This is a genomic window from Bacillus sp. SIMBA_031 (assembly GCF_046535225.1).
GTDB classification, from domain to species: domain Bacteria; phylum Bacillota; class Bacilli; order Bacillales; family Bacillaceae; genus Bacillus; species Bacillus velezensis.
In genome coordinates this window covers 110,275-135,274 of sequence record NZ_JAWRXC010000004.1, presented here as the reverse complement: position 1 = coordinate 135,274, position 25,000 = coordinate 110,275, and the positions used below count along the sequence as shown (strand labels likewise).

The following is a 25,000-nucleotide window of genomic DNA, read 5'->3' as shown; positions in this document are numbered from 1 at the left end:
CGCAATATGGGAAGATTAACAGACAAAACCGCAATCATCACAGGGGCCGCGACAGGCATCGGACAAGCGACGGCACGGGTTTTCGCCGATGAAGGCGCCCGCGTGATCTGCGGTGACATCAATGAAAGCGAACTGAATGAAACCGTCAGCGCCATCAGAAAAAACGGCGGAGAAGCAGAAGCCTTTCACCTTGATGTATCAGACGAAGAAAACGTAAAGTCTTTTGCAGACGGCATTCAGCGAAAGTACGGAACAATTGATATTCTGTTTAACAATGCCGGTGTTGACCAAGAGGGCGGAAAAGTCCATGAATACCCGGTCGACCTGTTTGACCGGATCATCGCCGTCGATCTGCGCGGCACATTTCTGTGCAGCAAATACCTGATTCCGCTCATGCTCGAAAAAGGAGGCTCCATCATCAACACCTCCTCCATGTCTGGCCGGGCCGCAGACCTTGACCGCTCAGGCTATAACGCCGCAAAAGGCGGAATCACGAACCTGACGAGAGCGATGGCCATCGATTACGCCAGAAGCGGAATCCGCGTCAATTCCTTATCGCCGGGGACGATTGAAACGCCGCTCATTGATAAATTGGCAGGCACGACAGAAGACGAAATGGGCGAAGCGTTCCGTGAAGCCAACAAATGGATCACGCCGCTCGGCCGGCTCGGAAAACCGGAAGAAATGGCAGCCGTCGCGCTCTTCCTCGCTTCAGACGACAGCTCTTACGTCACGGGAGAAGACATCACCGCAGACGGCGGCATCATGGCATACACTTGGCCGGGAAAAATGCTGATTGATAAGAAGTGGAAGGAAGAGACGGAGTGACGGTGAAAAAGAAACAAGCCAGTGCAAAAACACTGGCTGAACAAGCTGAGGGCGGGTTACTTAAACCAGCCCTTTTCCTTTGATCGGGTAATGGCTTCAATTCGATTTTTCACTTCTAATTTATCAAGGATCATCGAAACGTAATTACGGACTGTGCCGCTTTTAATGCTGAGGGCGTTTGCGATTTCTTTCGTGTTTTTTCCGTCTGCCACAAGCTCGAGCACCTCTTTTTCCCGTTCGGTCAGCGGGTTTTCTTCACTATAGATGTCCTCCATTAATTCAGGTGCGTAGACGCGTCTTCCTTTCATGACGCTGCGGATGGCGCTGACGAGCTCATCGCTCGGGCTGTCCTTGAGCATGTACCCGCTGACGCCTGCTTTTAGCGCCCGCTGAAAATAGCCGGAGCGGGCAAAGGTCGTCAAAATGATGATTTTCACACCGCTGTCCTTGAGTTCTTCTGCCGCTTCAAGACCTGATTTCCCGGGCATTTCGATATCCATCAGACAGATGTCGGGCGCATGTTTTTCCACGAAATCGATGGCATCCTGGCCGCTTGTGCCTTGGCCGACAACCGTCATATCCTCTTCTAAATTCAACAGTGAACCGAGTGCGCCGAGCAGCATTTGCTGATCCTCGGCAATGAAGATGTTGATCATCTGCTACCATCCTTTTCTTTTGATTTTGAATCATTCGGGATTCTCATGGTCAGCTTTGTTCCGGCGGCTGTATCGATGGCTAAACTGCCGTTTGCGAATTCAAGACGTTCCCTCATTCCAAGCAGGCCGTGCCCCTTTGAAAAAAAGCGGTCTTCTTTGCATTGAAAGCTGCCGTCATCTTCCACCGTAATGACAACCTCTTTCCAAAGCTGCTGAATGGTGATGCGGCATACTTTGGCACCGCTGTGTTTCACGACATTGGTGACGGCTTCTTTTATGCACATGCTGACGATGTTTTCGTTCAGCAGAGAGATATGTTTTGGCGCTTCTTTTTCTTCATACACAAATTCAATTCCTGCCGCTTCAAGAATTTGCCGAACATTGCCGAGCTCATCCTTCAATCGGATGCCTTTCATCGATGAGACGATTTTTCTGACCTCATTTAAGGAGGTGCGGGCCGTCTGCTGCACGCTTTTCAGCTCAGTGCGGGCCTGTTCAGGGTCCTTGTAAATCAGCTTTCGGGCGAGGTCGCTTTTCAGTCCGATTAAGGAGAGCTTTTGTCCAAGTGTATCGTGAAGGTCCCGGGCGATGCGCTGCCTTTCTTCCAGCTTCACAAGATCGGCGATTCGTTCATTTGCATATTCTAATTTCTCCTCAAGGCGCTCTCTTGCCTTTCTGCTTCGAATGGTGAGCGGGAGCAGGATGGCACTGATCAGTGTAATGACGATAAACGGAATTTGTGTCAAAAACCACCCTTTTTTCAGAACAAGGCTGAAGTTGACGGCAACCGCCACCGCCGCACTGATGATATGAATGTAATATAAGATGTAAAAAGGAACTTTGTCTCGGATATGGCCGATGAAGTAGGCGATAAAGAAGGCGAAATAAATATAGCTGAACAGCATAACTGAGCCGGTCGAAATGCCGATCAGAAGAAGCGCCCATAAGTAAAGCGGCCAGCCTTTTGCAACAAATGCGAAGCGGTATGCGCCAAAGAAAACAAGTGTGAAAATGATGCCGGCCACGATGACAAAGGTAGAAGAGCTTTTAAAAATAAAATAAAAAGGCAAGATGAAAAAAATCGTCCATATATAAGGAGAAATCCCATTCAGTTTTTGAAATTTAAAATACTTCTTCATCTTTGTTCCACCTTCTGCTGCTTGTGTCTACCATCACTTTATCAAAACACCGCCTTCATTGCATCCTCACGCATGAAGAGAAGGCCCTTTCTGATAAGAGAAAGAGCCGCGCGCCATATCAGGCATTTTTCTTTAAAGGTTCTTTCGGTACCGGTTGGGGCAGCGGTGTTTTCCGCGCCTCCCGAAAGGTGACAAATTGCTTTTCGTCCTCATCCCACAGACGGAATTTCATGGATTCAAGACTTGTTTTAAGCGTAATGGTCGGTACGTTTTTTAAAGGCTCGTGCCCCTCATGAGCGGCTTCCAGCTTGTAGTTCGGCACTTTCGGGCTTAAGTGGTGGACATGATGGTAGCCGATATTGCCCGTCAGCCATTGCAAAAGCTTCGGAAGCTTGTAAAAGGAGCTTCCTTCTACCGCGGCCTGCACATAATCCCAATGCTCATCTGCTTCAAAATAAGAATCCTCAAACGTGTGCTGAACATAAAAGAGCCAGACGCCGATTGACCCCGAAATAAGGAAAATCGGACCCTGAACAAGCAAAAAGTTTTCCCAGCCGACAAGCAGGCACGTCGCAGCAGCCAATAAGACAATCGCCGCGTTCGTGAAATAGGTGTTCCAGCGCTCCTTGCGGCGGGCGCCTTTTACATTAAAACGGTTTTGAATCAGAAATACGTAAATCGGTCCGAGAATAAACATAATAAACGGATTGCGATAAAGTCTGTAGCGTACTTTTGTCCAAGCTGACGCTTCGTTGTATTCCTTGACGGTCATCATCCAAATATCGCCGGTGCCCCGTTTATCTAAGTTGCTGCTTGTCGCATGATGAATGGAGTGGCTGCGCTGCCATTGAAGGAACGGAAACAGTGTCAGCACACCTGAAATAAACCCGAACAGCCGGTTCAGTTTCTTTTGTTTGAAAAAGGATTGGTGGCAGCAGTCGTGGAAAATAATAAAGATTCTTGTCAAAAATCCCGCTGCTATAACAGTAAAGGCGAGGGTCAGAAGATAGGAGACATCAAGGCTGAAGTAAGCAAGAAACCAAAGGGCAAAAAACGGCACAAACGTGTTGAAAAGCTGATTGACACTATGCTTTGTATCGGCACCGGAAAATGCAGCAACCTGCTTTTTTAAAGATGCTTGTTTTTGAGTTGCGGTGTGATTGGTCATGAATGTCATATCCCCTTTTATTTATTATGATTCCAAGTATACCGAGGCGCCAGACGCTTTTGTAGTAGCAGCCATCATGCCCCGAATATGACATTTGTCATGTTTAGCGGCAGAATGCTGATCAGGCGTCATATGGAAGGTATCTTTTTTATAAGGGATAAAGCCGGACACTTCATATCGGCACTTCTCAAAGAAAACAGCAAAAAAGAACCCGGCCTGTTTTCGGCCGAGTTCTTTTTCATCATCCTCACAGCAAAATCACCCGATACTTCTTTACATCCAAAAACTGCAGAAACTCCCGGGCCAGCATGTCCGGCGCGTGGTCTTTTCCTTCATGAAGACGATATTGAATCAAACCGACGAGCATGGACGCGACATAGTATGCATAGAGCTTTTTGCCCGCCTGAATGTGCAGAGGCTGATGAAGATAAAACGATTGCAGCGCTCTGAACATTTCCGGGATGACGTCAGGCACTCCGGAACCCTCTCTCAAAAAATGGACGAGCGGCAGGCCGTCCGACAGTGCCGAAAAGAGACGGACGAGCGCGGCTTCCGCTTCTTCCATGGAGCAATCGGCTGGCTCTCCTTTTACCGTCAATAATCCGATCAGATCCCGGCATGATTGATGGATGATCGTTTTCAGCAATGCTTCTTTGTTGGCGTAATGGTCATAAAAAGTGGCACGGCGGAGGTTGCTTTGACGGGCAATATCGGAAATCGTAATCGCCGCGTACTCTTTTTTTTCCGCCATTAAGCTGATCATGGCTTCTTGCAAGGCCTGCCTCGTTCGGGTCACCCGGCGGTCGGCGGGCTTTTTTTCTTCTTGTTCCGGCACCCGGCGGCCGAACAGCCAGTAAAACCGTTTTTGAGAAATCAAATCCCACACCTGTCCGCTGATCGCTTCCGGGGATGCCCCGGGCTCCTCATTCAGCCAGTACAACACAATGGCATATGTGTATAACGCGCGGTAATGAATGTACATATCCTGTTCGGTCGGTGAGAAATCCGCATTGACCGGTGACAGCAGCACATCATGCCGGAACACATCTTTTAAAAAAGCATGAAAGTGAAAATACGGCATTTTATGACGGTCCATCATCGTTTGAAAAAACTCCCGATGCCGGTCAACAAAAGACAGGGTCGGATGCACTTTTTGCCATCCGCCATGTAAATGAAGCACATCTTTATTCTTCAGCGAATCATAAAGCGCTTCGCTCAGCCCGTCTTTCATTTCTTCCGTTATATCTTCTAAAATCGCATATTTATCCTCGTAATAAAGGTACAGTGTCCCCCGGCTCACATGCGACCGTCCGGCGATGTCCTTCATGGTCACACGGCGGATATCCCGCTCTCCAAGCATGGCCAAAAGCGCTTGTTTGATGTCAGTTGTCACAGAATCCGGCATAAGAGACACTCCTTTCATTAGACAGATCACCGCAATTTGTACGGTAACGTATAGATGTGTTTACGCTGTCTTTGCCGCAAAAACACATCACATTATAATAGGCCCTGAAGAAACAAAAAAGCAACCAGAGGAGGAAGACCGATGGATCAGCATATAAAAGCAGACATCAAACGCGTCTTTGAGCTTCAGAAAAAAAATCAAAAAACGCTGCGTGCTTCAACAGCCGGGCAGCGCAGAGAAAAGCTTCAGCGCTTTTTAGATGCCGTCACCGCACATGAAGAAGAAATCATCGAGGCGATCAGACGGGACGTCCGCAAGCCTTATCATGAGGTGAAAAGAGCGGAAACGCAGGGAACGATCAAGGCGATTAAAGATAATATGAACAATCTCGACACCTGGATGGCGCCGAAACGCGTCGGCTCATCCGTCAGCCCCGACGCTGACGGCGTATTAATGTATGAGCCAAAAGGCGTCACCTTAATTCTCGGCCCATGGAATTATCCGTTTATGCTGACGATGGCTCCGCTTGCGGCTGCCATTGCGGCCGGCAACAGCGCGATTGTGAAGCTTTCTGATTTTACGATGGAGACGAGCCATATCGCCGCGACAGTTATTCGCGAGGCATTTCACGAAGAAGAAGTCGCCATTTTTGAAGGTGAGGTCGATGTCGCGACAGAACTGCTCGACCAGCCGTTTGACCACATTTTCTTCACCGGAAGCACGAATGTCGGTAAAATCGTCATGACGGCAGCCGCGAAGCACTTGTCGTCCGTCACGCTTGAGCTTGGCGGAAAAAGCCCGACGATCATCGACAGCGGCTATGATTTGATGGACGCGGCGAAAAAAATCGCCGTCGGCAAATTTGTCAATGCGGGGCAAACATGTATCGCACCTGACTATCTCCTTATGAAGAAAGAAGTGCAGAGCACCTTTACAGATCTCCTGCAAACCATTGTCAATGCAGGTTTTATGGAGGATGATCATATGGTTGACCGCAACAAATTCACGCAGATTGTCAACGACCGCAACTTTAACCGTGTCAAAGCCCTGTATGATGATGCCATTGAAAAAGGGGCGAAAACGGCGTTCGGCGGCGTATTCGATGCGCATGACCGCACGATTTCTCCGACCGTGCTGACAAACGTCACGCCTGATATGAAGATCATGCAGGAAGAAATCTTCGCACCGATTCTGCCGATTATGAATTACGAAGATATCAGTGAAGCCGTTGATTACATCACTGAACGGGACAAGCCGCTTGCCTTGTATGTATTCAGCCATAATCAGGAGCTGATCGATTATGTGCTGCAGCATACGACGTCCGGCAATGCTTCTGTCAATGATGTCGTCGTTCATTTCACTGACGTCAACCTTCCGTTCGGCGGTGTCAATACGAGCGGGATCGGTTCATATCACGGTGTGTACGGCTTTAAAGAATTCTCTCATGAAAAAGGCGTATTCATTCAAGCCTCTAAATAAAAAAAGAATCCGCGCAGATGACGCGGATTCTTTTTTATTATTTTTTTGCTCCGAATGCGAGCAGTTTCGTATAAGTGCCGACATAGAGCGTGCCGTCTTCAGCCAGAACCGGGGAGGAAATGACATTGCTGTCTGTTTGATAGCGCCATTTTTCATTACCGTCAGCGTCGACCGCATAGACGTTTTTATCGTCAGAGCCAAAGTACACATTGCCGTCCGCATCAATCAGCGGTGCCGTTCTCACAGGCCCGTCCGTATAGAAAGACCAGTTCATATTACCGGTTTTGCTGATGGAAAACAGCTCCCCGCTTCCGGAACCGATATACACATTGCCGTTATGGTCGATCGCTAATGAAGAGCTGGAGAAACCGTTTAACGGGAACGTCCACTTTACAGCACCTGTTGATGTATAGGCGTATAAGTTGCCGTCCTGGTTTCCGGCGTAAACGGTGCCGTCTCTATCAATAACCGGATAGCCTTTAAACCCGTTGGACGTCGTTTTTGACCATTTCACTTGGCCCGTTCCGGAATTGATCGCGTAAAAGATATTATTGTACGTTGCCGTATACAGCGTGCCGTTTGATGCTAACACGGGAGCGGAGCCGACCACGCCGTTTGTTTTAAACTTCCACTTTTGCGTCCATGTCGAAGGTGACGTCGGTTTAATCGCATAGATATAGTTATCCAGCGTCGACACATACAGCGTGCCGTCAGAGCCGATAGCCGCATCGGAACTAGGCGCTCCGCTCAGCGGAACCGATGTTAAAATGTTTCCGGTTTCTTTGTCGATGAAATATAGTTTTTTATCGTGAGAAGGAAGATAAATGACACCGTTTGTTCCGAGCACCGGAGTCAGCGTATAGGTCGTCCCGAGGTTTTCCGTCACCCATTTCACAGTACCGTCCGGATGATACGCCGTCAGCTTCCCGTCTTTTGATTGAATAAATACGGTGCCGTCCCCATCAACCGCGGCTCCCGCACCGTTTTGAGGATTGGCCGGAACATTCTTTTCCCATTTTAATGCGCCATCGGCAGTGCTTGCAAACCGGCTTTCTCTTGACCAGTTGAACATCGTCGGAGACATCGCCTGCGCGTCATACCGTCCCGCCAAGAAACCGGATGCCGCATGATTTTGTTTAAATACCGTTTCCGCGGCTTGAGCAGCCGCCGGATGCAGCCATTTTGCCCCCGGCAGATCAGAAACCGCTCCCACAGATAAAGCCGCAGCAACCGCAGCGCCGGCCGCCAATGTTTTCACTCGCAATGAAGCTGTCTTTTTTTTTCAATGTCAGTTCCTCCCGTTTCTATTAAAAGCTGCTATATCACTATGATCATACTATAATTAACCTATGAAATATTTGTATTTTCGGTAGATTTATAGAACAAATGTCACATAGCCTGCTGATGCTTCGGGGATGGTCGAAACGCGGCAATATACCACACCACATTGACGATAAAAGCCGCGCCTGACCAAACGAAAAGGCCGTAATAAAGAGACAGCTCCTGCCCTAAGGAAATTGCGGTCAATAACGTCACCAACAAGACAGCCGCGCAAATGATAAGCCCGATTCCGCAAAAAACGGCCATGATGATTTTCATGACACGAATACCGAGAATATACAAAATGAGCGGGACCGCATATATCACAAGGATCTGGCCGACGGCGGCCCACATGCCCGCGGAATTAAAACGATTCGCGTTCGGCCCCGTTTCCGCAAGCGGAGAAAGCGAGACGAGGACCGGCAATAAACAAAACAGCAGAGCGGAAAGCAAGGTCACCGCAACCGCACCTTTTTTCTTTTGATTCATGTGAATATCCTCCTGACAATAACCCGGCTTTTTTACCGGTAATCTGATAATATGTTATATTTTAGCACGATTTTTACTTAATTTGAGAATGTTTTGTTAAAAACGAATTTACAAATCCAGAAAAATAGATATAATAAACGTTATGGAACCAATATTGATTCATAAAGCGCTATCTAACAAAACACGAAGTGATATTATGACGTGGCTTAAACACCCGGAGGACCATTTTGATGAAAGACCTTATCTTGAGCAGGGACTCAGTTTCCGCACCGGCATTTGCGTCGGTGACATTCAGGCAAAGTCGGGGCTTGCGCAGTCCGTCATCTCCAGCTACCTGCTGACCATGCAAAAAGCCGGCCTGCTGGAATCTGAACGGATCGGAAAGTGGACCTATTACAGAAGGAATGAAAAACAAATTAAAGCCTTTGCTGACTATGTTCAGCACCATCTATAACCATGAAAGGAGGGCTTTTTTTGTTCTAACATATCTATTTATCTGTATATGTAGTTATAAAAGGAGGCATACATAACAATGAAAAAAAGCAGTTCCATCTTCATTCTGTTTTTGGCATTAGGGGTTTTCGGAATTATCACGACCGAAATGGGCATTATCGGCGTTCTTCCGCAAGTAGCGGACAGATTTCATATTTCTGCTTCAAAAGCGGGGTGGCTTGTCAGTATTTTCGCGTTCATCGTCGCTGTGTCGGGACCGTTTTTGACCTTGCTTGCTTCAGATATAAACCGAAAATACATTCTGCTTGTAGCGGTGCTGATGTTTGCCGTTTCAAATGCGGTCTACGCGTATACGGCGCATTTCAGTGTCATGCTGGCGTTTCGGATCATTCCGGCTTTATGCCACCCGGTGTTCTTTTCTGTAGCGCTTGCGGCCGCGGCCCGGCTTGTCCCCGCCGGCCAATCCGGAAAAGCCGTAACGAAAGTCTTTTCAGGCATCACCGCCGGCTTTGCGTTCGGCGTGCCTTTCACGTCTTATCTGGCGGATCATCTCTCCCTTGAAGCCGCCTTCTTATTCGGCGCTATCATCAGTCTCATCGCGTTCACGGGCATTCTTCTCTTTTTGCCATCCATGCCGGTCACAGAAAACATGTCTTTCAGAAACCAGCTCGGTATCCTTCGCAAACCGGCTTTGTGGCTCAATATCGCTGCCGTCACCTGTCTCTTTGCGGCCATGTTTTCTGTCTACAGCTATTTTGCGGAGTACCTCGGACGGGTGTCCCATATGAATGGTACATGGGTCAGCTTCATGCTGATGAGCTTCGGGGTGATTATGATAGCCGGAAATTTCGTCTTCGGCGCTTTGTTATATAAAAATATGAAAAAGACCGTCATCCTGTTTCCTCTTCTTTATACAGCCGCCTACTTGCTCATATACGGGTTTGGGACGTCTTTCGCGCCGATGGCCGTCCTCGTCTTCGTATGGGGCGCCGTTCATTCCGGCGGGCTCATTGTCAGCCAGACATGGCTTACTGCGGAAGCAAAGGAGGCCCCCGAATTCGGCAACAGCCTGTTTGTCTCTTTTTCCAACCTCGGCATCACCATCGGAACGGCGGCGGGCGGCTGGTTTATTTCACATTTGGGAGTCCATCAGCTGATGTGGTGCGGCATCATGTTTGCCCTTCTGGCTTTCGGGCTGATCATGGGACGCTTGGCATGGGGAAAGAGGCTGCTCGCAGAAGCTTAAGCTCCGTTGCAAAATCCGGAATGATTACGTATAATATTCCAGATTAAAGCAAGGGAGAGAAAAAGATACATGGAAAGACCGGCAGGATTTTGGATTCGGTTTCTGGCTTACGTCATTGATCAAATCATCATAGGAATTCCGATTTTTATCATTCAATTTATGGTCTCTTTTTTATTTGCGGCAGGCGTTGCGGCGGCTGACCCCTTCATGACCGAAAATCAGTTTAACATCTCTTTTCTGGTGTTCGGCGTCATCCCGATTCTTGTGAGCTCTTTTGTGATCAGTATCTTATATTTCAGCCTGCTCACGGCCTCAAAGATGCAGGGGACCCTGGGAAAAGCATTGCTCGGCATTAAGGTCGTCAATGAAGATGGCGGACGCATTTCCATCGGCCAGGCCTTCGGACGCGCTTTCGCATATATCATATCTAAGCTCATTCTTTATATCGGATTCATCATGGGCGCCTTCGGTGAGAAAAAAACGCTGCACGACATCATGTGCAGCACCCGTGTTGTCTATAAATAATGTCTCCAAGTCCGGGCCTTTTGAGCCCGGGCTTTTTTATGACGGCTGTGCCCGCCTGATGTCAATGCCGCCCTTTCCGTCAGCCTCAATGCGGATCGTCCCGTTCACAACGACAGACAGCGGATGGAACTCCGCATGCTGATCAGAAAAAATCCAGCGGCGGCCGCTCGCCCCTAAAAGCAAAAACGCCCCATCATTGTAATCACCCATAAAATGAAACCCGTCTTCCCTAAGGGGCGCATGCTTTCTCACCGGAATGCCGAAACGCTGCAGCTCCCTCCCGGTTGATACGACCTCGGCAGCCGTCAGATTCACCTCGCCGATATTCAGAACGGACTCAATCGAAAAACGTTCCGCGCTTGGCGGCGATGTGTCTCTCGCGATGAATTCCGCCAGATTGTTGGACGGATCTTTGAAATAAAAGGAACGCGCCTGAATATGAGAGAAATACACCTCATCCTCCCCATCTTCCGTTTGAAAAACGACTTTATCCTTTATCCACGCCTTCGCCTCATCAAAACGATTATTCGGAATGTTAAACGCGAAATGATACGTCGGATGAGAGTGAGAATCGGCGCGCCTGAATTCCAACTCACTTTCTCCCGCCTTGATGGTAAACGAATCACCGGACTCATCAATTAAAGGAAAACCTAACACCCGTTCATAGAAGTGTTTCGTCTCCTCCAACGCACAACTGTACAGAGTAATGTTATTTATTTGCATGATCATACCCCCTTTGGTTATAAAGACAATGAATATATCAATATTCTTGTCTGACTCCGTTCAAAAATGATTCAATATTCTCAATTCGGTAAGCAGTATAGGGGTGAGTGGAAGCTAATAAAGCGATAAAACCTTTTCGAACGTCAATATGTTCACGTTCAATCCGATAGAAAAATTCTAACAGCTCATCTCCGAAACCCGCTTTCGCAGCTACTTCGTCTGCCCGATATTCAAAATCTCTGCTTCCGATATTCACAAAATAAAATCCCAAACGGCAGTACGTTATGTAACACCATCCGACCAGCCTGAAGAATATATTTAATAACCCCCCAGACACAGAAGGATTTGATCCGCCGTTCAGAAGCCCTTCAATACACCCCAGAATAAAACATATAAAGAATCCCATCACATACAGCGGCAACAGTGCGATACTCAAAATAGTAAAACTGGAATTAAACATCACAAGGTGTAATGTGTCTTTAAAAGCAAGATGCGCATACTCATGGGCCAGTACCGCTTTTAGCTCACCATCACTTAAATTTCTCATAGCCGCCGAAGTCAATCCTATCGTTTTAAACCCCAGTGCAAATGCATTAATACCCTCATCATCTATTAAAAAAAGATCCGCTTTTTTCACATGAGGATAATGTCTTTGTACGCTTATAAAAACTTCATCGTTTAACCTTTCAAGGTACTCCTTTTCTCCAATGGTTGCCGGGCGCCTTAACCCGGCCCTTATTCTATTTCTCCAGTCCCCAAAAAGTCCGTAATTCATAAAGAATAACAATCCGTAAACGGATAAAAAAAGAAGAACCGTTGGAAAAAGCGCCAAAGGAAATAATGTTCTGAAGATCATAATTGAAATCAAAACTGTCAGCCCAGACCAAACAATGTATAAATAATTGAACTTTGTTTTTCTAACTTCCATTTTTGATCACCCTTTTTTTATTATGTTTGAATGATTTACCACTACTTAAACTGTCTTTTTATTATCGGTTCCGAAAATAGCATTGTAAAGATGCTCATCCATTTTTTTCCGAAAAAGAGGTGCTGTTTTTAACAGCACCTCTTTTTAATCACTCTTCGAAATAATCCAGGTCAACTCTCTTGATAACAAAAGTACTCTCTAAACTAACGCCGACATTATAGTTGAACATTAAATCCGTTAGCCTCTCTCCATCAATTAATATAATTTTTTTATCGATCACTTTAACATATTCTTTTGCGCCATCAGTAAATACAGATGTAGTAATAAACACACCCTTTTTCGCTTTTTTCCCATCCAGGCTGCCCGCAAATTTTTGTATTTCCGGCCTTGAAACAGAATCTTTCCACCTCTTGGCTTGAAGATAAATCATATCCAGCCCTAAAATGTCTTCTTTGATAACTCCATCTATGCCGCCATCTCCAGATCTCCCTATAGCCGTGCCTGCATCTGTTAATGAACCGCCGTATCCAAGAGCAACAAGCAATTCTACGACTAGTTTTTCAAAAAAGGCAGGAGAACATTTGTATATTTGGTTCAGTAACTCTTCTTTAATCTCATTTTTAACAGCATTATAATTCTGTTCAATGATTTCATTGGGAGTTCTGGGCTCTGAAGTAATCGACGGCTCACTTTCCTGTTGATTGCTGTCTTTACCCGTCTGTTTGAATCTCTGAAAGCTCTTATACTTCATTAGAAATCTATTATCTATACTGGCGACACTCGGGTCATTAATTATTTCTAAGCCTTCGCTGGTGATCTGAAAAACACCCCGTCTGACAATGTCGATTAAACCGGCTTTACTTAAATATGTTCTTACCCAACCGATTCGATTATGAAGTACTTTTTGGTTTCCGCTGGGTAATAATTTTTCTGCATCTTCCTCTGACAGGTTTAACTCTTTTGCTAATTTCACGTATAAGTCTTGTAATCTGTGCTCCTTTTTATCTGAAAGAATCTTTAAAAAAGGGTACATAAATTCTTGATATCCTGGTATGGTCAACTTCTACACTCCTATTTAACGTCTTTGTTAAAACTGGCTTGATATTTATATTATTTTTGCGTTCCTAACACCCCTGCGTAAAACCATCTTCATTTCACACTTAAATCTCTTTCAAAAAATCACTCATGATGATATATGAGGTAAAGCTAATATAAGAACATCCGCTATCCATAATTGAATAAGTTCAAAACAAATATATATCTTTAAATTCCAGTCACCGGACTCATCATTTTTTTAAAAACCTAACACCCATTCATAAAAGTGTTCCTGAACAAAGTTACTTTATTTGCATGACCGTCCCCTCTTTGGTTTATACTACCATATAGAGGGTGGATTCTTGATATTATTCTGCACCAATTGAGAATCCCCCTTTCGCCCGGCGCTAAACATGACAAACAGCGCCAAACCGCTTATACCAGGCATTTTTAAATGTCTAAAGCAAAAAAAAGCAGAAAATAATACCCCATATAGCTTGACAAAAAATAAATGTTATTTAATAATCTATATATAATTAGAATTATTATTGAAAGATAAAGTGAATGCTTTGTCTTTTTAATATATTTCAAATCACATTTCAGGAGGAAGATATTATGTCTTTAATCGGAAAAGAAGTACTGCCATTCGAAGCAAAAGCTTTCAAAAACGGTGAATTCATCGATGTAACAAACGAAGATTTGAAAGGTCAATGGAGCGTTTTCTGCTTCTATCCAGCGGATTTCTCTTTCGTTTGCCCGACTGAACTTGAAGATCTTCAAGGACAATACGCTGCACTGAAAGAATTAGGTGTTGAAGTATACTCTGTTTCTACAGATACTCACTTCGTACACAAAGGCTGGCATGACAGCTCTGAAAAAATCGGTAAAATCACTTATGCAATGATCGGTGACCCATCTCAAACGATCTCCCGCAACTTCGACGTTCTTGACGAAGAAACTGGTCTTGCTGACCGCGGAACATTCATCATCGATCCTGATGGCGTCATCCAAACAGTTGAAATCAATGCAGGCGGTATCGGCCGTGACGCAAGCAACCTTGTAAACAAAGTAAAAGCGGCTCAATATGTTCGTCAAAACCCAGGTGAAGTCTGCCCGGCTAAATGGGAAGAAGGCGGCGAAACACTTACACCTAGCCTTGATTTGGTAGGTAAAATCTAAGGAGTGCATTCCATTGGTACTTGATGCAAATATCAAAGCACAATTAAATCAATACATGCAGCTAATTGAGAACGACATTGTTCTCAAAGTAAGCGCCGGTGACGATGACACTTCTAAGGACATGCTGGCTCTCGTTGACGAGCTGGCTTCCATGTCATCTAAAATTTCAGTTGAAAAAACTGAATTAAACAGAACACCGAGCTTCAGCGTTAATCGTACCGGAGAAGACACAGGCGTTACATTCGCCGGTGTTCCTCTCGGCCACGAATTTACATCATTAGTGCTGGCATTGCTTCAAGTCAGCGGCAGAGCGCCTAAGGCTGATCAAAAGGTCATTGACCAGATTAAGAACATCAGCGGAGAATACCGCTTCGAGTCTTATATCAGCCTGACGTGCCACAACTGCCCTGATGTCGTCCAAGCATTAAACATGATGAGCGTGCTCAACCCGAATATCACTCATACAATGATTGACGGCGCGGCATTCAAAGAAGAAGTAGAAAGCAAAAACATTATGGCTGTTCCGACTGTTTTCTTAAACGGTGAATCTTTCGGAAGCGGCCGTATGACCATCGAAGAGATTCTCGCGAAAATGGGCAGCGGCGCAGATGCGTCTGAGTTTGCCGACAAAGAGCCGTTTGACGTTCTTGTTGTCGGCGGCGGACCTGCCGGCGCAAGCGCGGCGATCTACACGGCGCGTAAAGGCATCCGCACCGGTGTTGTCGCTGAACGCTTCGGCGGCCAGGTACTCGACACCATGAGCATCGAAAACTTCATCAGCGTCAAAGCGACTGAAGGACCGAAGCTCGCCGCAAGCCTTGAAGAGCACGTGAAAGATTATGATATTGACGTCATGAACCTTCAGCGCGCAAAACGCCTTGAGAAAAAAGACCTCTTCGAACTTGAACTCGAAAACGGCGCTGTACTGAAAAGTAAAACAGTGATCCTTTCAACAGGTGCCCGCTGGCGCAATGTCAACGTACCTGGTGAGCAAGAGTTCAAAAACAAAGGTGTCGCTTACTGCCCGCACTGTGACGGACCATTGTTTGAAGGCAAAGACGTAGCGGTTATCGGCGGCGGAAACTCCGGAATCGAAGCGGCGATTGACCTTGCAGGTATCGTCAATCACGTGACTGTGCTGGAATTCGCGCCTGAACTGAAAGCAGACGAAGTCCTGCAAAAACGTCTTTACAGCCTGCCAAACGTCACTGTGCACAAAAATGCACAAACGAAAGAAATCACAGGCGACCAAAACGTAAACGGCATTACGTTCGTTGACCGTGAAACAGGCGAAGAAAAACACGTTGAACTTCAAGGTGTATTCGTCCAAATCGGTCTCGTGCCTAATACAGAATGGTTAGACGAAACTGTCGAACGCAACCGCATCGGCGAAATCATCGTCGATAAGAGCGGCGCGACAAGCGTTCCCGGCCTATTTGCCGCAGGGGACTGCACAGACGGCCCGTACAACCAAATCATTATCTCCATGGGATCAGGTGCAACTGCCGCTTTAGGCGCATTTGATTATTTGATCCGGAATTAATGTAAAAAGCCGCCATATGAATGGCGGCTTTTTTAAATATACTAATTAAGAAGGCAGTATTTCCTCTAAACAATCCTCGCTGATTTTATAAGATTTTGGCCTTCTGCTTACCAGCTCAACAAATCCTTGCTGTTCTAAATAATCCATTACTCTGTTAATTTTATGTCTCGATTTATTTGAGAGCTCCATTAAATCTTGCACCGACAGCGTAACCTGATCATTTACAAATACATTAATCGTGATAATGATATTAAAAATATCACGTTCATCCTTATAATCAGCCCATTGATCGCTATCAATATAGTTCCTAATTCGTTTCAGTTTCATTAAATTAAATTCAAGATCCTCAATAATCCCTTTTTGTCCTGACAGAAGCAATTCCAGCATATCCATTAAATAAAAAGTCAGCTCTCCCCGGTTTAAAGGTGCGGGAATTTCCTCTAATGCCTTATAATACTTATCTTTGTTCTTATTAACTGCGTAAGAAAAAGTGATGGCTGAATATTTTTCTAAGTATCGGGACAAATAACTCCCAACGATAAGGCGTCCTGTTCTTCCATTGCCGTCATAAAAAGGATGAATGTATTCGTAGTAGTAATGAGCTGTCATGTAACGATACAGCTGGGGATGTGTTTCATCATGAAGATAAGCAATTAAAGCCTCAAGCGCTTCTGTTATCTTCTGTTCAGAATTAACGCCGATATGGGTGGTCATGTTCCCATCGTTCACTTCAACATAGCCTTTTCTGAATAGCTCACCATCCGGCGCATCTTCTGCTCCGATTTCATCTGCGACCAGCTCGTCATATAATTCCCTAAAGTCATGAATGCTTGTAAACGACGGAATTCGGTCTATAAATTGATATGTTTTCATCAATCCAACAAACCGCTTATGTGAGGGCTCGGATTGTTCTAACGCTTTAAGAGCCTCTTTCAATTCTTTTTTTGTACTGCGGATTCCTTCAATTTCATTATTACTCTGTGCTTCATTAATAATTAATTTATCAAAATAAGGTTTGACGGCAAATTCGGGGAGCTGACTGATAAGGGATGAAATTTTGGAACTGTTTAACAACACTTCATTATTCAGCTTCATGAGTTTATGTGTATTCACATAAAATAGCTCAAATGAATCGTCCGTGGGTCGGCCTTTTCGGAACCCCCGTATGTTTAATGATGTTGAATAACTGCCATAGCTGCTTGTTCTCTTTTTAAATTCTTTCTCATATGAATCAGCATCCATTTTATAAAAAAGCTTAGATAACTTCTCATACTTCATATTATCACCTCGCTTGATTTAAAATTATACACTTTTTTAAATTATACAACCATTATAGCCTGAATTCTAACAAATATTCTCGCTTTCCAATCAAAACAAAAAACGGCATACTGCATGGCAGTACACCGTCTGAAGCAATTCAATCTGTCTTTCTCCCTCTCGCCCGATAGATAAGAAACAGTCCAATAAACCACAGCGGCGTCAGCAGCAAAGCCGGGCGCGTTGTATCCGCAAACAGCATAATCACCAGAATGACGGCAAACAGCGCCAGCACGGCGTAATTGATAAACGGTGCAAACGGCGCCTTGAAAGACGAGCTTGCATGTAAGTCCGGACGGGTTTTCCTGTATCTGATATGACAGACCAGAATCACGCCCCACACCCATATGAAACAAATCGCGCTGATGGTTGTCACGATGCCAAAAGCCGCTTCCGGTATCAATTTGCTTAAAAGAGCGCCAGCTGACAGCACAATAACCGATATCCATAATGCGCGGCTCGGCACATGATTTTTATTCAGCTTCGCAAAACTTGCAGGCGCTTGTTTCGTTTTGCTTAAGTTATACAAAATCCGGCTTGTTGAAAACATCCCGCTGTTACAAGCAGAAGCGGCAGACGTTAATACGACAAAATTAATGATTCCCGCGGCTAACGGGATGCCGACCAGACTGAAGGTCTTTACAAAAGGACTTTCCGCCGCATTCAGCTGCATCCACGGGTTAATACATAAAAGAATGAGCAATGCCCCGACGTAGAAAAATAAAATCCGTAAAGGAATTTTATTGATAGCGGACGGAATATTTTTTTTCGGATTTGACGTTTCCGCCGCCGACACACCCACTAATTCCACACCGACATAGGCGAAGATCACCATCTGGAACGAAAGCAAAAAGCCTGAAAATCCGTTCGGAAACAAGCCGCCGTGCTCCCACAGATTCGCCGCTGAAACCGTTCCGGTATGCGTTTTGAACCCAATCACCAGCAGAACCACCCCGATGACAATTAACGCGAGAATCGTGACTACCTTAATTAAGGCGAACCAAAACTCCAATTCTCCAAAAATCTTGACCGTTAACAGATTAAGCCCTAATAAAATGAGCAAACAGATAAGTGCAGGAACCCACTGCGGAATGTCAAACCAATATTTCACATATACACCGACGGCGATCACATCCGCCATAGCCGTCATAATCCAGCAAAACCAATAGGTCCAGCCGGTGACAAACGCTGCACGCGGCCCTAAGTACGCCTCGGCAATATCCGTTAATGATTGGTAGCCCGCTTTAGATAACAGCAGTTCTCCCAGCGCCCGCATGACGAAAAAAAGCGCAATACCTACAATAAAATACGCAAAGATGATAGAAGGACCCGCCAGCTGAATCGCCTTACCAGATCCTAAAAACAATCCGGTGCCGATCGTGCCGCCAATGGCGATCAGCTGCACGTGCCGATTCGATAAGTCCCTCTTTAGCTCTCGCTGCTCCACATCTGACTCCTCCTTACCTCTCTAGTGAACGACGAGCAAAAAAAGCCAATAAAAAAAGAGATTGGATGCCCTCCAATCTCATGGTCATAAGAATATCAAATTATATCTGCGCCGCTGACAATCAACAGCATGACAAATACATATTCGGTACTCTTCTGTCCTTTTGCCTGAGATTGTGAACCCTTCGGCGCCGCGGAAAACCCGCGGTCTCTCCAGAAGCCGCTCCTGCTGTAGTGCGACCCACAGCAATCATAGCCTGCTACGTATTGAGTTTCTGATAGAAATACCTATCAGCTAACTTTTTATTTTAATGGAAGTTGAATTCATTGTCAATAGGGGGATGAGCTCACGGCGTTATCCCGGTCCAATTTTCGATGCCTGAAGCGCCGTATTTTCCGTTTTCATTGTCTCAAAAAGGCGTTATGCGGTACTATCATATAAGGTCTAATGATGTAAACATTATGTCATACTTTAAATTCACCTTACCATACAATGGCTCGTAAATAAAAAGGGGATGGACGAGATTGGAAACCAAATATTTAGATCTGCTCGCACAAAAATACGATTGTGAAGAAAAAGTGGTCACGGAAATCATTAATCTGAAAGCGATACTGAACCTGCCGAAAGGAACCGAGCATTTCGTCAGTGATCTGCATGGGGAGTATCAGGCATTCCAGCACGTGCTGCGGAACGGTTCAGGAAGAGTAAAAGAGAAGATCCGCGATATTTTCAGCGGCGTCATTTACGATAGAGAAATTGATGAACTGGCGGCTTTGGTCTATTACCCTGAGGACAAACTAAAGCTGATCAAACATGACTTTGATACGAAAGAGGCATTAAACGAGTGGTATAAAGAAACGATTCATCGGATGATTAAGCTCGTTTCTTATTGTTCTTCCAAGTACACCCGCTCCAAATTACGCAAAGCACTGCCCGCCCAATTTGCTTATATTTCTGAAGAGCTGCTGTACAAAACAGAACAAGCCGCCAACAAAGAACAATACTATTCCGAAATCATAGAACAGATCATTGCGCTCGGTCAGGCCGATAAGCTGATCACCGGCCTTGCCTACAGCACGCAGCGTTTGGTGGTCGACCATCTGCATGTTGTCGGCGATATTTACGACCGCGGACCGCAGCCGGATAAGATCATGGAAGAACTGATCAACTATCATTCAGTGGATATTCAATGGGGGAATCATGATGTTCTCTGGATAGGCGCTTATTCCGGCTCAAAAGTATGCCTGGCAAACATTATCCGCATCTGTGCCCGCTATGACAATCTGGATATTATTGAAGACGTTTACGGCATCAATCTGAGACCGCTATTGAACCTTGCCGAAAAGTATTACGATGATAACCCGTCTTTCCGCCCGAAAGCGGACGAAAACAGACCGGAAGATGAGATTAAACAAATCACAAAAATTCATCAGGCGATCGCGATGATCCAATTCAAGCTTGAGAGCCCGATTATTAAGAGACGGCCGAACTTTAATATGGAGGAACGGCTGTTACTGGAAAAGATCGATTATGACCGCAATGAAATCACGCTGAACGGAAAAACATATCAGCTGGAAAACACCTGCTTTGCGACGGTGAATCCTAAACAGCCTGACGAGCTGTTAGAAGAAGAAGCAGAAGTCATGGACAAGCTGCTGTTCTCTGTTCAGAACTCCGAAAAGCTGGGCCGCCATATGAATTTTATGATGAAAAAAGGCAGCCTTTATTTGAAATATAACGGCAACCTGCTGATTCACGGCTGTATTCCCGTCGATGAAAACGGCAGCATGGAAACGATGATGATAGAGGATAAAGCTTATGCGGGCCGAGAGCTGCTAGATGTATTTGAACGGTTCTTACGAGAAGCGTTTGCCCATCCGGAAGAAACCGATGATCTGGCGACAGATATGACGTGGTACTTATGGACAGGCGAATACTCCTCCCTCTTCGGAAAACGCGCCATGACAACCTTTGAGCGGTACTTCATTAAAGAGAAGGAAACGCATAAAGAAAAGAAAAACCCGTATTACTATTTGCGTGAAGACGAAGCAGCCTGCCGAAACATCCTGGAGGAATTCGGCCTTAATCCGGATCATGGCCATATCATCAACGGCCATACACCGGTAAAAGAAATCGAAGGCGAAGATCCGATCAAGGCAAACGGAAAAATGATCGTCATCGACGGCGGCTTCTCCAAAGCCTACCAATCCACAACAGGCATCGCCGGCTACACGCTCTTATACAACTCCTACGGCATGCAGCTCGTCGCCCATAAACACTTTAACTCCAAGGCCGAAGTGCTGAGCACCGGAACCGACGTCTTAACAGTGAAACGATTAGTCGACAAAGAGCTGGAGCGGAAGAAAGTGAAAGAAACAAACGTCGGTGAAGAACTGATGAAAGAAGTGGCGATTTTGGAGAAACTGCGGGAGTATCGGTATATGAAGTGAAGAATATGGAGTTCAGGGATGATTCTCTGGGCTCTTTTTTTACGGTTGCGAACTAAGAAGTCCCTTTCCCTGTATGTAAAACGGATTTAACCGCTTCTTCAATCTCCCTGTAACCGGTACATCTGCAAATATTGGACTCCAGCCAATTTTTTATCGTGTCATCGCTTGCATCCGGCTCAGTATTCACTAAAGCATGACAATTCATGAGAAACCCCGGTGTGCAATAACCGCATTGAAACGCGAATTTTTCAATAAAGGCCTTTTGAATCGGTGTATTGATCAGTCCTTCAATTGTCGTAATGTCCTTTCCTTCCCCTTCTGCCGCAAGCATTAAGCAAGATTTCATCGGCACCCCGTCCGTTAATACCGTACAGGCGCCGCAATCCCCATTTAAGCAGCCCGGCTTTGCACCAGTTAATCCGAGACGAAGACGAAGAGCAAATAATAAAGTATCAGCCGGTCTGACCGTAATCTGTCTTTCCTCGCCATTTACTTTCAACGTAATAGGATCAGACATTTGGACCTCCTTCTAATTCCCGTAAGGCATCTAAAATTGTATTTTGCAAGACAAATATTCGGTATTTACTTGAGCCCTCTGCGTCATCAAGAACGGGTTTGGGTACATACTGTAAAGACCGGTGCACTCTATCTTCTAATGAATAGCTTTTATCGTTAAGCACAGCCTCCATTTCAGCAGAACGAAACGGAAATGGACATACGCCGCTGAAGGCCATTCTGATCTCATCATCTTTTTTCAGCGCACAGACTGTCACCAATGGATACCCGACATTCCACTGCTGTCTTCTTTTGATACTGACAAATGGCAGGTCAACATACGCTCGATCGACAACGACATGAAATAAAAAATCTCCTTTTCGCAATTGTATTTCCCTGTTAAATACTTTATTTATAGGATGGTAATGAATCCCCGCTCTCCCTGCAATCCCTAGCAAACTATCAGAAATCAGCAATGGCAGCACGGCCTCACGGTAATAGATGCCCCCGCAAATGTTTCCGCCCAGGCTGATCTTATTTCGAGTCGTCCGATCGGCTATTTCACTTACTGTTTTACTTAATAGCGGAAATGGATTTTCTTCCTCCAGTTTCGTTAATGATACGCCTGCTCCGATCACCAGATCATGTTCATAAAAGCGGATGGTTTGAAATCCCGGAAGCGCGTTCATATCTATCACCGCATCCGTATAGATGATATTCAGCCTTCCTAACGTGATAATTTCCGTGCCGCCGGAATAATACATTGGTGTTTTCTTTTCGGCCGCAAGCGAGTGAAACAGGCGGGTTGTTTCTTTAATGGTCTTCGGTTTAAAATAGTCGAAATCAAACGGTATCATCTTTCCACCCCTCTTGCGTTCTCCATAGTTGTTCGGGAATGAGAGGAAGTTGATTCAATTGGACACCTAAAGCGGCGGAAAGGCAATTTCCCAATGCTGCCGGCATCCCCAACAGTCCGTGTTCCCCGCCTCCGCGCGCCCCATAAGGCGCGATCACATGCGGGGTTTCAACAAATTCAATGATATATTCAGGCTGCTCTCCATAGTGAAGGGGGCGGTATGTTCTAAGCTGAGGATTTAATACTCTGCCATATGAATCAAAGACAAAGGTTTCTCTTCCTCCAAATGCGATTCCCATACTCATCCCCCCCATCACTTGACCCCTTGCAGCTTTTTCATTCAGTACAGTTCCTATATCCACAACAGAATAGGCTTTTGTAATTCGGTACGTATAATCCCGTTTATCCAACTCAACTTCAATTCCCTGAGCACCGACAGCCCATTCGGGTCCCGGCTTTCCTCTTCCCGTTTCCCGGTCTAAATTCGTCATCCGGGTTAATGTGTAATTGCCGCTCGCAATGATTTGGCCGCCAATGGTATTTCCATTTGGAAACGTATATCCGTAAGCAATGTCTTTTATTTCAACATGTACAGAAGGATGATCTATAAAATAAACCTTTCCGTCGGCCACTTCCAATTCCTCGACAGGAACCCGCAACACACATGATGCCACGTCCTTAAGCTTTCGAATGGCTTCCTCCGCTGCATTCAGTACGGCATTTCCGGCCATTAACGTCCCTCTGCTCCCCACGGTTTTCCAATGCTCGGGTGTTGTTTGTGTATCTATAAGCATTTTTACATGAATTTTGCTTATATCCATTTTCATTCGTTCCGCCAGGATTTGGGCTAGCACTGTTTTTGTCCCTGTTCCAATTTCCACTACGCCTGACATCAAATTAATGCTTCCATCGGGATTAAAGGTTAAAAGAACCCCGGACGTTGCATTTGTATCAAATGTTGAAGTTTTCCAAATGCAGCTGATTCCCTTCGCCCGTATCTTCCGGCCGTCGATTTCAATTCGCTGTCCTTCGTCCCAATTCATTAATTCCTTTAATCTTTCAATGCATTTCGGCACATTTCCGACCGTGCTTGAATTGAGAAGAACTTGAGTCGGTGTGGTGTCACCTGGGCGAATGGCATTTTTATAGCGGAGTTCTAACGGGTCCATGTTCAGCTTTTCCGCCAATACATCCATCGTCCGCTCAAAGGCGAATAACACTTCAGCATGGCTGTAGCCCCTGAATGCACTTGGATATGGATGATTCGTATACATACAATATGAATCACACCGTATATGGTCGATAGCGTACGGACCCGTACAATCAACCACCGCAGCCCGGCTGATGTCCACTCCTTTATCAGAATACGCTCCGCCATCAAATAAAAACTGAATGTCTGCCGCCTTTAAGATTCCATCCTTTGCAGCCCCTAATTTGACAATGGCATCCAACCCTATATGAACGGGAGATGTGATCAGATCCTCTTCTCTCGTATTAAATAATTTGACGGGCCGGCCTCCGACTGCTTTTGATGCCAAATAGGCAATCACCTCTAACTGAACGGCTGCTTTTCCCCCGTACGCTCCTCCTACTAAAGGCGTTTTGACGATAACCTTTCCGGGTTCGATTCCAAAATACCACTGCATTAATTTTTTAATGGCAAAAGGAGCTTGAGAAGATGTGGTAATGATAATCTCCTCATCCGCGCGAATTTCAGCAATCGAGCATCTTGTCTCCATCGCAGCGTGATCAGAAGGGTTAAAGGAAATCTGGAATTCTGCTGTCACATCACTTTCCCTAAACCCGTCTTCAATATTTCCTTTTCTAACCTTATCCAGGTTTGCGATATTTGTCTTCGGAACCGGGAATACACCTTTTGTCTTCTCATAGCGGTCCGCATTTTCATGGACGAGTGGCGCATCCTTTTGAAAGGCCTCACGGGGGGAATTGACGACGGGAAGAGGTTTATAGGATACTTTGATGGCATCCGCTGCCTTTTTAGCTGTAATCGGATTTTCCGCAACAACAACAGCAACCGGCTCACCATGGTATCTGACCCTTTTATAAGCAATCGGCGACCTGTCTTTAATTTCCTCACCTGCAAGCGGAAAAGGTTCATCCCCCAATATCGCTCTCACTCCGGGAATCTTCCAAGCTTCTGAAAAGTCCATAGACACAATATCGGCATGCGCATATGGACTGGTCAGCATTTTTGCGTGTAATGTGCCTGTTTCTTGAAAATCATCCGTATATTTCGCTTTACCCGTCACTTTTTCAAAGGCCTCTTTCCGAATGACACTCTTCCCGATATACTCCAAC

22 protein-coding genes and 1 riboswitch are annotated in these 25,000 nt (G+C 45.6%); of the genes, 8 read left to right on the top strand and 14 right to left on the bottom strand.

The window, feature by feature from the left end; translation table 11 throughout:
- The first annotated feature begins 6 nt into the window (after positions 1-6).
- On the top strand, positions 7-828 hold the full coding sequence (locus SB724_RS13400; protein ID WP_014419300.1) for an SDR family oxidoreductase: 822 nt from the start codon (positions 7-9) through the stop codon (positions 826-828).
- A gap of 56 nt (positions 829-884) precedes the next feature.
- On the opposite strand, the gene SB724_RS13395 is transcribed toward SB724_RS13400, so the two are convergent.
- From SB724_RS13395 to SB724_RS13380, 4 genes are all read right to left on the bottom strand, one after another.
- On the bottom strand, positions 885-1,484 hold the full coding sequence (locus tag SB724_RS13395) for a response regulator transcription factor (protein WP_007614886.1): 600 nt from the start codon (positions 1,482-1,484) through the stop codon (positions 885-887).
- Entirely contained in the window at positions 1,481-2,623 is a 1,143-nt protein-coding gene (locus SB724_RS13390) for a sensor histidine kinase (RefSeq protein WP_265972565.1), read from the bottom strand. The genes SB724_RS13395 and SB724_RS13390 overlap by 4 nt, the downstream gene beginning before the upstream one ends.
- A gap of 118 nt (positions 2,624-2,741) precedes the next feature.
- Complete coding sequence (desA, locus tag SB724_RS13385) at positions 2,742-3,791, bottom strand: Delta(5) desaturase DesA (RefSeq protein ID WP_265972564.1); 1,050 nt, start codon at positions 3,789-3,791, stop codon at positions 2,742-2,744.
- A 247-nt stretch (positions 3,792-4,038) separates the two neighbouring features.
- The gene (locus SB724_RS13380; RefSeq protein ID WP_265972563.1) at positions 4,039-5,196 is read right to left on the bottom strand and encodes a TetR/AcrR family transcriptional regulator; all 1,158 of its coding nucleotides are present in this window, start codon (positions 5,194-5,196) and stop codon (positions 4,039-4,041) included.
- Positions 5,197-5,337: 141 nt separating this feature from the next.
- Here SB724_RS13380 and SB724_RS13375 point away from each other — a divergent pair, with 141 nt between their 5' ends.
- Entirely contained in the window at positions 5,338-6,675 is a 1,338-nt protein-coding gene (locus tag SB724_RS13375; protein ID WP_265972562.1) for an aldehyde dehydrogenase family protein, read from the top strand.
- 37 nt (positions 6,676-6,712) lie between these two features.
- On the opposite strand, the gene SB724_RS13370 is transcribed toward SB724_RS13375, so the two are convergent.
- Both SB724_RS13370 and SB724_RS13365 read right to left on the bottom strand, forming a co-directional pair.
- A complete protein-coding gene (locus tag SB724_RS13370; protein WP_265972561.1) occupies positions 6,713-7,939 on the bottom strand; it encodes an outer membrane protein assembly factor BamB family protein in 1,227 nt (408 codons plus the stop codon).
- Between the two features lie 125 nt (positions 7,940-8,064).
- The gene (locus tag SB724_RS13365; RefSeq protein WP_265972559.1) at positions 8,065-8,484 is read right to left on the bottom strand and encodes a DUF5391 family protein; all 420 of its coding nucleotides are present in this window, start codon (positions 8,482-8,484) and stop codon (positions 8,065-8,067) included.
- Positions 8,485-8,626: 142 nt separating this feature from the next.
- On the opposite strand from SB724_RS13365, the gene SB724_RS13360 reads away from it, so the two are divergent.
- From SB724_RS13360 to SB724_RS13350, 3 genes are all read left to right on the top strand, one after another.
- On the top strand, positions 8,627-8,938 hold the full coding sequence (locus SB724_RS13360; protein ID WP_265972557.1) for an ArsR/SmtB family transcription factor: 312 nt from the start codon (positions 8,627-8,629) through the stop codon (positions 8,936-8,938).
- Positions 8,939-9,016: 78 nt separating this feature from the next.
- Positions 9,017-10,183 carry an MFS transporter gene (locus tag SB724_RS13355; RefSeq protein WP_410571478.1) on the top strand — a complete coding sequence of 389 codons (1,167 nt, stop codon included), beginning with the start codon at positions 9,017-9,019 and terminating at the stop codon, positions 10,181-10,183.
- 69 nt (positions 10,184-10,252) lie between these two features.
- Positions 10,253-10,708 (top strand): RDD family protein, encoded by a 456-nt coding sequence (locus SB724_RS13350; protein ID WP_410571476.1) that lies wholly within the window; start codon positions 10,253-10,255, stop codon positions 10,706-10,708.
- A 36-nt stretch (positions 10,709-10,744) separates the two neighbouring features.
- Here SB724_RS13350 and SB724_RS13345 read toward each other — a convergent pair whose 3' ends face one another.
- The 3 genes from SB724_RS13345 to SB724_RS13335 form a co-directional block, all read right to left on the bottom strand.
- Complete coding sequence (locus SB724_RS13345; protein WP_410571474.1) at positions 10,745-11,431, bottom strand: VOC family protein; 687 nt, start codon at positions 11,429-11,431, stop codon at positions 10,745-10,747.
- A gap of 37 nt (positions 11,432-11,468) precedes the next feature.
- Positions 11,469-12,359 (bottom strand): M48 family metalloprotease, encoded by an 891-nt coding sequence (locus SB724_RS13340; protein WP_022554016.1) that lies wholly within the window; start codon positions 12,357-12,359, stop codon positions 11,469-11,471.
- Positions 12,360-12,507: 148 nt separating this feature from the next.
- Positions 12,508-13,419 carry a restriction endonuclease gene (locus SB724_RS13335; protein WP_265972551.1) on the bottom strand — a complete coding sequence of 304 codons (912 nt, stop codon included), beginning with the start codon at positions 13,417-13,419 and terminating at the stop codon, positions 12,508-12,510.
- A 590-nt stretch (positions 13,420-14,009) separates the two neighbouring features.
- Between SB724_RS13335 and ahpC the strand changes: the two genes are divergently transcribed.
- Both ahpC and ahpF read left to right on the top strand, forming a co-directional pair.
- Complete coding sequence (ahpC, locus tag SB724_RS13330; protein ID WP_004393188.1) at positions 14,010-14,573, top strand: alkyl hydroperoxide reductase subunit C; 564 nt, start codon at positions 14,010-14,012, stop codon at positions 14,571-14,573.
- 13 nt (positions 14,574-14,586) lie between these two features.
- Positions 14,587-16,116 carry an alkyl hydroperoxide reductase subunit F gene (ahpF, locus tag SB724_RS13325; RefSeq protein ID WP_007614902.1) on the top strand — a complete coding sequence of 510 codons (1,530 nt, stop codon included), beginning with the start codon at positions 14,587-14,589 and terminating at the stop codon, positions 16,114-16,116.
- 45 nt (positions 16,117-16,161) lie between these two features.
- On the opposite strand, the gene SB724_RS13320 is transcribed toward ahpF, so the two are convergent.
- Positions 16,162-17,394, bottom strand: coding sequence for a Fic family protein (locus SB724_RS13320; RefSeq protein ID WP_007407860.1), 1,233 nt, complete (start codon positions 17,392-17,394; stop codon positions 16,162-16,164).
- Positions 17,395-17,533: 139 nt separating this feature from the next.
- Entirely contained in the window at positions 17,534-18,880 is a 1,347-nt protein-coding gene (locus tag SB724_RS13315; RefSeq protein WP_265972550.1) for an amino acid permease, read from the bottom strand.
- Positions 18,881-19,025: 145 nt separating this feature from the next.
- Positions 19,026-19,106, bottom strand: a riboswitch (glycine riboswitch).
- Positions 19,107-19,404: 298 nt separating this feature from the next.
- Between SB724_RS13315 and fbp the strand changes: the two genes are divergently transcribed.
- Positions 19,405-21,330 (top strand): fructose-1,6-bisphosphatase, encoded by a 1,926-nt coding sequence (fbp, locus tag SB724_RS13310; RefSeq protein ID WP_095284508.1) that lies wholly within the window; start codon positions 19,405-19,407, stop codon positions 21,328-21,330.
- A 52-nt stretch (positions 21,331-21,382) separates the two neighbouring features.
- Here the strand turns inward: fbp and SB724_RS13305 are convergent, their stop codons facing one another.
- Genes SB724_RS13305 through SB724_RS13295 form a run of 3 tightly spaced genes read right to left on the bottom strand, consistent with a single transcriptional unit; the run spans position 21,383 to position 24,999 of the window.
- Positions 21,383-21,847, bottom strand: a complete 465-nt coding sequence (locus SB724_RS13305) for a (2Fe-2S)-binding protein (protein WP_265972548.1) — start codon at positions 21,845-21,847, stop codon at positions 21,383-21,385.
- The gene (locus SB724_RS13300) at positions 21,840-22,682 is read right to left on the bottom strand and encodes an FAD binding domain-containing protein (protein WP_410571470.1); all 843 of its coding nucleotides are present in this window, start codon (positions 22,680-22,682) and stop codon (positions 21,840-21,842) included. The genes SB724_RS13305 and SB724_RS13300 overlap by 8 nt, the downstream gene beginning before the upstream one ends.
- A complete protein-coding gene (locus SB724_RS13295) occupies positions 22,669-24,999 on the bottom strand; it encodes a xanthine dehydrogenase family protein molybdopterin-binding subunit (RefSeq protein WP_410571468.1) in 2,331 nt (776 codons plus the stop codon). The genes SB724_RS13300 and SB724_RS13295 overlap by 14 nt, the downstream gene beginning before the upstream one ends.
- Position 25,000: the final 1 nt, after the last annotated feature.

Bases quoted from the DNA above. Each gene is read 5' to 3' on its own strand.
- SB724_RS13395 (WP_007614886.1), bottom strand. From the start codon at position 1,484: ATGATCAACATCTTCATTGCCGAGGATCAGCAAATGCTGCTCGGCGCA.
- SB724_RS13345 (WP_410571474.1), bottom strand. From the start codon at position 11,431: ATGCAAATAAATAACATTACTCTGTACAGTTGTGCGTTGGAGGAGACG.
- SB724_RS13305 (WP_265972548.1), bottom strand. From the start codon at position 21,847: ATGTCTGATCCTATTACGTTGAAAGTAAATGGCGAGGAAAGACAGATT.
- SB724_RS13320 (WP_007407860.1), bottom strand. From the start codon at position 17,394: ATGAAGTATGAGAAGTTATCTAAGCTTTTTTATAAAATGGATGCTGAT.
- desA (WP_265972564.1), bottom strand. From the start codon at position 3,791: ATGACCAATCACACCGCAACTCAAAAACAAGCATCTTTAAAAAAGCAG.
- SB724_RS13390 (WP_265972565.1), bottom strand. From the start codon at position 2,623: ATGAAGAAGTATTTTAAATTTCAAAAACTGAATGGGATTTCTCCTTAT.
- ahpC (WP_004393188.1), top strand. From the start codon at position 14,010: ATGTCTTTAATCGGAAAAGAAGTACTGCCATTCGAAGCAAAAGCTTTC.
- SB724_RS13380 (WP_265972563.1), bottom strand. From the start codon at position 5,196: ATGCCGGATTCTGTGACAACTGACATCAAACAAGCGCTTTTGGCCATG.
- SB724_RS13365 (WP_265972559.1), bottom strand. From the start codon at position 8,484: ATGAATCAAAAGAAAAAAGGTGCGGTTGCGGTGACCTTGCTTTCCGCT.
- SB724_RS13355 (WP_410571478.1), top strand. From the start codon at position 9,017: ATGAAAAAAAGCAGTTCCATCTTCATTCTGTTTTTGGCATTAGGGGTT.
- SB724_RS13400 (WP_014419300.1), top strand. From the start codon at position 7: ATGGGAAGATTAACAGACAAAACCGCAATCATCACAGGGGCCGCGACA.
- SB724_RS13360 (WP_265972557.1), top strand. From the start codon at position 8,627: ATGGAACCAATATTGATTCATAAAGCGCTATCTAACAAAACACGAAGT.
- SB724_RS13350 (WP_410571476.1), top strand. From the start codon at position 10,253: ATGGAAAGACCGGCAGGATTTTGGATTCGGTTTCTGGCTTACGTCATT.
- SB724_RS13375 (WP_265972562.1), top strand. From the start codon at position 5,338: ATGGATCAGCATATAAAAGCAGACATCAAACGCGTCTTTGAGCTTCAG.
- SB724_RS13340 (WP_022554016.1), bottom strand. From the start codon at position 12,359: ATGGAAGTTAGAAAAACAAAGTTCAATTATTTATACATTGTTTGGTCT.
- SB724_RS13300 (WP_410571470.1), bottom strand. From the start codon at position 22,682: ATGATACCGTTTGATTTCGACTATTTTAAACCGAAGACCATTAAAGAA.